Consider the following 8,692-nt stretch of genomic DNA (forward strand, 5'->3'; position numbering starts at 1 on the left):
CCGGTCCCGAATGTACCGCGCCAGGTGACGCAATCGCGCAACCGAATATGCCATCGATTTCGAATTCAGGTGACTCACTTGCCGGTTTCGGGTGCGCCGGGTAACACTCCTTTCGCGGGCTCCGTAACGATGCATGTGCGTTCGGTAGCGGAGGACCGCGTTTCTCGGCGTTCCTAGTTGCAAGTCGAGGTCTGCACATGTGTCAGAAGCCCACCCCCGCCCCTGCTGACCCCCCGGCCGAACTGCCCGCCCGTGCCCGCCCGTTCGTGCCACCACCTCACCCGAACGGCGTACAACTGTCCGCCGAAAAGCGGAGTGACGTGAACGAGTACGACGACCTCGCGCCCTGCTCCGGCCACGCCCCAGGCGGCTCCGGCGCCTTCGCCTCCGGTGTCGGCGTGCCCGCGTACAACGAGGTGTTGCCCCGCACCGGCGAATCCGCCGCCCCCGCGCGGCGGTTGGTGCGGCTCGCGCTCGCGGTGTGGGGGCTCGACGCGCTCGCGGACGCCGCCACGCTCGTCGTGTCGGAACTCGTCGCGAACGCGGTCACGCACGCGCGGGGCGAGACGATCCGGGTCGTGGTGGCACGGCTCGACGGGAGAGGCGCGGAGATCGCCGTCTCGGACTCCTCGCGAGCCCGCCCCGTACCGCGCCCGGCAGGGCCCGAAGCCCTGAGCGGGCGGGGGCTGTTGCTCGTGGAGACGTACGCGACGAAGTGGGGGACGGAGTCGAAGCCGTGGGGGAAGCGGGTCTGGGCGGAGGTACGGGGGTGAGTGCCGACCGGGACCGGGAGGAAGTGTGCGTCCGATGCGCGGAGTTGAGGCGCCAGGAGGTGGTCGCCGAGTCGGTCGGGGACTACTCCCGGGCCACCGACTGCCGCGTCCTCATCAAGCGGCACCCGCACGAAGGGGGTGGGTGAGCGCGGTCGCCCCCGCCCGCCCGGCGGCGGCGGCGTCTCGCGGTGGGTCCAGTGGCCGGAGCGGTCCACGACGTCGCCGTTGGAGCGGTCGTTCTTGTGGTCGCCGGTCCAATCGCCGTGGGCGGGGACGACGGCCACTTCTTGAAGGCGGACGGCTGCGGCGGCCCCCGGCTCCGCGCCCAGCGCGCCCGTACGGCCGCGCTCCGCCGTCGTCCGCCCGTGGTGAACCCGCCCCCAAGCGGGCCGCGCGGCTCGTAGCGTGCCCCGTATGACAGAGATCCGCACCCGCGCTGTCGCGTACGACGCGGACGGGCTGCACATGAGCGGGCACCTCGCGCTGCCGGGCGGTTCCGGGACGCGACCGGCCGTGCTGATCGGGCCCGAAGGGCCGGGGCTCAGCGACGTCGAGCGGGACAGGGCGCAGGCCCTGGCCGAACTCGGCTACGTGGCGCTGGCGTTCGACCTGCACGGCGGCCAGTACCTCGGCACGCCCACGCACATGCTCGCCCGCTGCCTGCCGCTGCTCGCCGCCCCCGGCAGGCTGCGGGGCATCGGGCACGCCGCCCTGGACGTCCTGACGGCCGAACCCCGCACCGACCCCGCCCGCGTCGCCGCGATCGGCTACGGCACAGGAGGTGCCGTAGCCCTCGAACTCGGACGCGACGGGGCGCCGTTGCAGGCCATCGGCACGATCAACGCGCTGATGACGGGCGGCGTCGCCGAGTCGGCCCGTATCCGCTGTCCGGTCTGGGCCGGGGTCGGCTCCGAGGACCCGATCATGACGCCCGCCCAGCGTGAAGCCTTCACCGCCGAGCTCCAGGCAGCCGGCGTCGACTGGCGCCTCACCGTCTACGGCGGCGCCCACCACGCCTTCACCCACCCCCCGGTCGCCCATCCCACCGTCCCCGGGGTCGCCTTCCACCCCACGCACTCCCCCCGCGCCTGGCACGATCTCCTCCGCCTCCTGGAGGAGTGCGTGCCGGTATCACCCTGAGGCCGGTCCGCCCGTGGAGCGGCTCCGGGGACTCAGCTCGTCCGGCCGCCCCCGCGCGCCCGGACGAGCGAGGCGACGAGCGACGCGACGCTGCTCGACGGGTTCGGCGGCATGTGGGGATGGACGATCGGCTCGCACGCGGCAGCGCGTCCGGCGGCCAAGCCGTGTTCGCCGTAGGGGAAGTTCTCCGGCACGTTCTTGTCGGCGAAGCCCTGCTTGCCCAACAGCCTCTTGAGTTCGCCCGCGTCGATCCAGCGGGTCCTGCTCTCGAAGTGCCACAGCAACCAGATCTCGAAGCAGGGAGAGCTGATCGCCATCTCGATCCCGAGATCCCGTGCTTCCTTGCACGCCCTCGGTAAGGTCTCGTGCCGGTCGACATCCACGACGCACCAGACCTCGTCGAACGGGTCGCCGCCCTTCCGCTCCTGCCGCCTTCGGCGTTCCGCCTCCTTCACCACCGAGGCGGGGTCCCTGCCGATGCCGACCGGTTTGACCTTCACCACCTGGACGGCCTTCGCGTTGAGCAGCGCGGCCAGGTTCTCGAAGTACTGCGGCTCGGTCCTCGTCCCCTCGGTGACCACGAGGAATTTCCGGTGTTCCTGGCGGCGGGCGCGGGGCTTGGAGATCTTTTGCCCGCCCCTGATCTGCCGGCGGCTCATGAGGTGATCTCCACAAGGGTGGAGCGCAGTTCCTCCCAGGCGAGGGAGGGAACGGCACCGTAGCGGCCACCGAGGTAGCGGCGCTCGATGTTCTGGTCCTTCTTCACAGGGAAATCCGTGAGGGGGTAGAGATCCGTGACTCCGTTGCCGCCCTTCTCGGCGAACCACACCTCGTCCGCTCCCAGGCTCTCGCCCGACAGATGCCCCATGAGGGAGGTGTCGTGGGACGTGAAGACCAGCTGGGCGCCCCGGGGGTTGATCTCGGGGGACTTGAAGAAGGAGATCAACGCGGAGGCAAGGTGGGGATGGAGGCTCGCGTCCAGTTCGTCGACGAGAAGCGTCCCGCCGTACTGGATCTCCCTGAGGGCGGGCAGCGCGAGGGCCAGCCAGGCGACTGTGCCGCTGCTCTCGTCCACCAGATCGAGTTTGCGGGGGGCGGCTCCGCCTCCCGCCTCGTGCCAGAAAGCAATCGCCTTCTTCTGGCCCTCCATGAACTCGGTGAAGGTGGGTTCGTCAAGCTCTTCCCCGCGCGCCTCGTGCAGAGCTGACAGCGTGCGCTTGACGACCAGCCGCAACCCCGGCGTCAGTTCGTTCTCCTCCAGGCTCACCCGGGTGATTCCCAGATCCGCGAAGCGCAGCAGACTGTGCGCCTGTCGCACATATCGCTCTTCTTCCAGCCACCGCTTCACCGCTTCCATGCGCCTGGTCTGATTCCCCTCGGAGAAATCCGCGTAGACCATGTGACCGCTCAGCTGGTGGTGAATCCGTTTCAAGTCGGGATGGTTGGCCATGGCGGCTACGGAGAGAAAAAGGTTCTTCCCGCCGAGGAGCCGCGCGGTGCGCACGTTCTCCCCTTTGAGGTTCCGGCTGAACGAGATGTCCGAAGGCTCCGGCCCGCTGCGTTCGAAAAGCAGGCGCCGACGGCCTTTCGGGAAGTTGCTCAACCACTCCGAGGCGATGCCCCGGGCGGTCAGCTCGAACCCGTACACGTGCCTGACGCCATGGACCGTGAAGTCGAACTCGTAGGCGGAGGACTGGGCACTCGATTCGCCATCGAGGAGGAAGGGCTTGTGCGGGATCTCCTCCCGGTCGCTCCAGGACGAGGAAGTGCGCACCGCGAAGGCCGCGAAGGACATCGCGTCCAGGACCGTGCTCTTCCCCGAGGCGTTCGCCCCGAACAGGCCCACGACCTGGTTGGTGACCGCTCCCCAGTCACCGTCTCTCGGGCGTACCGCGTCAAAACCGGACTTCGTCAGCACGAGTTCCGTCGTGTCCCGAAGAGACTTGTGGTTCGTCGCGCGGAATCGCAGCAGCACCTGTGCACGCTCCTTGACTGTCGTTTCGCGTCGCGTCAGGCCGTTATTCGTCCTCTGGACGAACCAAAGCGTATGTGAGGGGCCGCCCGGGTGCCAGGGAACCGCGCCCGCACGCGAGCGCCCCGTCCCCGACACGTGCGCGTCAGGGACGGGGCGACCCGGCTGTGCCGCTACTTCACCACCGTGATGCGGTCCGCCTTCGGCGGGGCCAGGGGGGTTGACGCGGAGGAGTTCGCCGTCAGGTAGTCGTTGAGCGCCTTCAGGTCGTCGCTGCCCACCAGGGGGCTCGTGCCCTTGCCCAGGGACGTGAAGCCGTCGCCGCCGCCGGCGAGGAAGCTGTTCATGGCGACGCGGTAGGTGGCCGCGGGGTCGACCGGCTCGCCGTTCAGGCGGATCGAGGCGGTGTCGACGCGGGCCGCTCCCGTCTTCGTCTGGTCCAGGGTGTACGTGAGGCCGTCCGAGACCTGGAGGATCTTCGGGGACGCCTCGTTCGGGCCGCTGACCTGTTCCTGGAGCGCGCTCACGAGCTGCGCGCCCGTCAGCGTCACCAGGTTCACCGTGTTGCTGAACGGCTGCACCGTGAACGCCTCGCCGTACGTCACGACGCCGTCCCCCTCCGCGCCGCTCGCCGCGTGCACGAGGTCCGCGCGGATGCCGCCCGGGTTCATGAGCGCGAGCGACGTGCTCGGGTCGAGGGTCTTCGCGTGGGCGAGCTGGGCGTCCGCGATCAGGTCGCCGAGCGGCTGCTCCGGGCCCGTGCCGCGCGGGATGTCCGCCGAGATCCAGCCCACCGCCTGGTTCGCGACCGGGGCGGCCAGGGTGTTCCAGCGGCTGATGAGGGCCGTCATGTCGGCGGCCTTCGGCTGCGTACGGCTCACGACGTGGTTCGCGGAGCCCACCTTCGCGCGGACGATGTCGCGCGTGCGGCGGTCGTAGGTGAGGGTGGTGTCCGTGTAGAGGCGGCCGAAGGACGAGGCCGAGGTGACCAGGCGGGGGTTCCCGGCCGGGTCGGGGATCGTGCACACGTACGCGTTGTGGGTGTGGCCCGTCACGAGGGCGTCCACCTTGGGCGTGATGCCCTTCGCGATGTCCACGATCGGGCCGGAGATCCCGCCGCCCGCCGCCGGGGAGTCGCAGTCGTAGTTGTACGCGCCGTTCGCGGGCAGCCCGCCCTCGTGCAGGAGCGCCACGATCGACTTCACGCCCTGCTTGTCGAGCTCCTTGGCGTACTTGTTGATCGTCTCGACCTCGTCGTGGAACGCGAGGCCCTTGACGCCCTCCGCCGTGACGATGTCCGGGGTGCCTTCGAGCGTGACGCCGATGAAGCCGACCTTCACGCCGTTCTGCTTCCACACCCAGTACGGCTTGAGGAGCGGCTTCCCGGTCTTCTCCTTCGTCACGTTCGCCGTGAGGTAGGGGAAGTCGGCGCCGCGGAACTTCTTGCCCTTCTCGTAGCAGCCGTCGGTCGGGTGGCAGCCGCCGTTCCGCATCCGGGCCAGCTCGGTGGCACCCTCGTCGAACTCGTGGTTCCCGACGCTCGTGACGTCGAGATCGAGCTTGTTCATCGCCTCGATCGTCGGTTCGTCGTGGAAGAGGCCGGACAGGAGCGGGCTCGCGCCGATGAGGTCACCGGCCGCCGCCGTCACCGAGTACGGGTGGCCCTTGCGGGCGGTGCGGAGCGAGGAGGCGAGATACTCGACGCCGCCCGCCGCGACCGGCTTCGTCGTGCCGTCCGGCTGAAGTTCGGTGACGGAGCCGGAGGAGCCCGCGGGGGGTTCGAGATTGCCGTGGAAGTCGTTGAAGGAGAGCAACTGGACGTCCACGGTGCGGGAGCTGTGGCCGTGACCCGGGTGGCCGTGACCCGGGTGGCCGTGTGCCGCCGCCGGGCTCGCCGCCGTCAGCGCGGCGACGGTGGCGAGTCCGGCGGCGACGGTCAGCAGCCGGCGGCCTCTTCGGTGCGGGCGGGGTGGCGTGGCGGGCATAGGGGTCCCCTCGTGCGCTCGGGAGATTCGCTGTGCGGAGCCTGTACGGACGCGGTGCCCGTACGGGCGGCAGGATACGGTCAACGCGCGTAGCACGGCGAGGGGTTCGGTGACGGGGAGGCGTACGGTTCAGAAACCGTCGGGGCACCAGGGCCGGCGCGCGGTGCGCAGCACGCGCTCGGCACGGGCCGCCGCGCCCTCCGTGCGCTCGTCGAGCAGCCCCGCCTCCGCGAGCGCGAGCGGCGAGCCGTCACCGAGCCACAGCCGCGCCAAGTCGCCCACATCGAGGACGAGTTCGGGCTCCTCCTCCGTCCGCTCGACCTGCCCCGTGCCGTCCGCGTCCGCTGTCAGCCGGTACGTGCCGCCCGCCGGGCCGCTCGCGTCGGCCACGCCGAAGACGAGGCTGCCGGGAGCCTCGTACGTACGGGCCCCGAAGGCGGCTGCGACGTCCAGGACCCGCACCCACAGGAAGTCCGCCAGGCGCGTGACCCGCGCGGCGCGGGGGTCGGGGAGCAGGAGCGGGAGGACGTCGTCCGGGGGCCGGTGGTAGATCTCGACGTGCGTGACGTGGTCGATCGTGCACAGGTACGTCCACAGCGCGCGGCGGGCGGCCGGGCTCGTGGCGAGGAGGTCGTGGACCTTGGCGGTGCGGGAGGTGTCGTCCACCTCGTAGCAGAGCAGCCCGGCCGGGGTGCCGTCCGCGTCGCGGTGCAGGACGTACACCGGCTCCTTCCAGCCGGGGGCGCGGGCGCCGGTGCCCGTGAGGGTGCGCCACCAGGCGGGGCTCCGGTCGATGGCGCCGGGCCGGGTGGCGCGGAGGCGCTCGTGCAGCGCCGGGCCCTGCGCGAGGGCCGTCCCGGCGTCCACGAGGGCGAGCCGTCCGCCGCCCGCGGGGAGCGCGCGCTGCCGGTCGATGCCGGTGGCGGCGAGCGCCACGCGCCAGTCCAGGGAGTGCGTCGCGGGGCCGAAGCCGAAGCGGCCGTAGATGGGGTACTCGGCCGCGATGAGCGTGGCGACCGCCTCGCCGCGCGCGTGCGCGGCGGCGAGGTCCGCGCCGATCATGCGGCTGAGGATGCCGCGCCTGCGGTGCGTCGGCGCGACCGACACCCCGCTGATCGCGTCCGCCACCACCTCCGCGCCCCCGACCGCCGTGACGCGCTGCGGGAAGGAGCGCAGCGTGCCGACGCAGTCGCCGTCCTCGAAGGCCCCGGTGAAGCGGGACTCGCCGTAGCTCGCGGTGAGTTCCGCGAGCCGGTCCGCCGGAACGGTCGGCGGTTCGAGGAAGGCGGTGCGCACGACCCTGAGCCAGGCGGGGAGTTCGTCGGGGCCGGTGAGAGGGCGTACGTCGAGAGGCATGGGGGCAGGTTAAGCGGGGTGCCGGTCCGGTGGCACCCGCTTTCCGGGGCGTTCAGAAGGTCGGCCGGACCTCGCCGACCACCACGGAGCCCCCGGTCAGCGGTACTTCGCCGATCCGGTCGAGCACCGGGTCGTCCACGCCGAGCAGTTCCAGGCCGCGGGCGAGCACGGCGCGCAGGGCCCGGCCGCCGCCGTCGTCGATCTTGAAGGCGAGCGCGGAGCCGTCGGGGAGCGCGACCGCCTGCACGGCCTCCGCGCCCATCTTGGAGAGGACGCCGGGCACGGCACGCATGAGCCAGGTGTCCGGCCGGCGCGTGCCCGCCACGTACTCCGGGTGCGCGCGCATCGCGGCGGCGACGCGGCCCTCGGCGCTGCCCGGTTCGGCGAGCACGAAGGAGCGGAAGGCGCGCGCGAGGCCCGTGAGCGTGAGCGCCATGAGCGGGGCGCCGCAGCCGTCGATGCCGAGCGCGGAGATCTCCTCGCCCGCCGCCTCCTCGACGCAGTCGCGGACGAGGAGCTGGAGCGGGTGCCCGGGGTCGAGGTAGGAGCCGGTGGGCCAGCCCGCGGCCTCGCAGGCGGCGAGCATCGCGGTGTGCTTGCCGGAGCAGTTCATGGTGATACGGGCCCGGGACTCGCCCGCCGCGAGGTACGCCTCCGCCTCCTCGGGGTCGAGGGGCAGGTCGGGCGGGCACTGGAGCCGGGCCGGGTCAAGCCCGTACTCGTCCAGCATCGTCCGTACGAGCGAACGGTGGAAGGGCTCCCCGGAGTGGCTGGCCGCCGCGAGAGCGAGCCGGGGGCCCTCCAGGTCGAGCCCGGCGCGCAGCACGGCCGCCGCCTGCATCGGCTTGTTCGCCGAGCGCGGGAAGACCGGCGCGGCCGGATCGCCCAGGGCGGTACGGACCGAGCCGTCCGGGGCGAGCAGGACGAGGCTGCCGCGATGCCTGCTCTCGGGGAAGCCGGACCGTACGACCTCGGCGAGTACGGGGGCGACGACGGAGTGCGACGGGGTGGTGCTCATGGGGGGTGGTACGGCCTTCCGGGCGGGCGGCCCGCCCCCTCGGCCCCCGGCCGCGCGCCCGGTGGGGCGGCACGGCCGGGAGCGGCGGGATCACCGCCGCGTCACAGGAGCAGGTCGTCTACTTGCGCTTCTCCCTCACGGTACCTGCGGGCGATCTCCGTGCTGCACCCGTCGGCGGTGCGCTGGAGGGCGAGACGGCGGCGCGAGACGTCCGCCTCGTAGGCGAGCAGGCGGGCCCGGCCGCGCGACAACTCCTCGTCGGTGCGCGCCGCGAGGTCCGAGAGCGCGACCTCCTGGAGCATCGTCCCCGCGAGCCGGTCGGCCTCCACGCCGTCCGGTGTCACGACGCCGAGGTGCCGGACCGAGGACCGGTGCCGGGGCGGCCCGTCGCGCAGGATGTCCGCGAGCCGCGCCACGACGTCGGCGTCCCCGGGGCCCGCGACGGCGG

7 protein-coding genes and 1 pseudogene are annotated in these 8,692 nt (G+C 72.1%); 2 read left to right on the forward strand and 6 right to left on the reverse strand.

What is annotated here, in order from left to right:
- Positions 1 to 320: 320 nt before the first annotated feature.
- Complete coding sequence (locus SSBG_RS12930; protein WP_037869651.1) at positions 321 to 773, forward strand: ATP-binding protein; 453 nt, start codon at positions 321 to 323, stop codon at positions 771 to 773.
- A 414-nt stretch (positions 774 to 1,187) separates the two neighbouring features.
- Positions 1,188 to 1,913, forward strand: coding sequence for a dienelactone hydrolase family protein (locus tag SSBG_RS12935; protein ID WP_037869653.1), 726 nt, complete (start codon positions 1,188 to 1,190; stop codon positions 1,911 to 1,913).
- Positions 1,914 to 1,945: 32 nt separating this feature from the next.
- On the opposite strand, the gene SSBG_RS12940 is transcribed toward SSBG_RS12935, so the two are convergent.
- From SSBG_RS12940 to SSBG_RS12965, 6 genes and pseudogenes are all read right to left on the reverse strand, one after another.
- Positions 1,946 to 2,572, reverse strand: coding sequence for an RloB family protein (locus SSBG_RS12940; RefSeq protein WP_008746589.1), 627 nt, complete (start codon positions 2,570 to 2,572; stop codon positions 1,946 to 1,948).
- Positions 2,569 to 3,888: an AAA family ATPase gene (locus SSBG_RS12945; protein WP_008746590.1), complete on the reverse strand. Its 1,320-nt coding sequence runs from the start codon at positions 3,886 to 3,888 to the stop codon at positions 2,569 to 2,571. Before SSBG_RS12945 ends, SSBG_RS12940 begins: the two co-directional genes overlap by 4 nt.
- Positions 3,889 to 4,058: 170 nt before the next feature.
- Entirely contained in the window at positions 4,059 to 5,870 is a 1,812-nt protein-coding gene (locus SSBG_RS12950) for a bifunctional metallophosphatase/5'-nucleotidase (RefSeq protein WP_008746591.1), read from the reverse strand.
- A 129-nt stretch (positions 5,871 to 5,999) separates the two neighbouring features.
- Positions 6,000 to 7,226 (reverse strand): GNAT family N-acetyltransferase, encoded by a 1,227-nt coding sequence (locus SSBG_RS12955; RefSeq protein ID WP_008746592.1) that lies wholly within the window; start codon positions 7,224 to 7,226, stop codon positions 6,000 to 6,002.
- A 52-nt stretch (positions 7,227 to 7,278) separates the two neighbouring features.
- Positions 7,279 to 8,244, reverse strand: coding sequence for an asparaginase (locus tag SSBG_RS12960; RefSeq protein WP_008746593.1), 966 nt, complete (start codon positions 8,242 to 8,244; stop codon positions 7,279 to 7,281).
- Between the two features lie 101 nt (positions 8,245 to 8,345).
- A pseudogene (locus SSBG_RS12965) lies at positions 8,346 to 8,692 on the reverse strand (ABC transporter substrate-binding protein); the annotation flags it as partial.

Origin of the sequence: Streptomyces sp. SPB074, from assembly GCF_000154905.1 — a bacterium.
Lineage (GTDB): Bacteria > Actinomycetota > Actinomycetes > Streptomycetales > Streptomycetaceae > Streptomyces.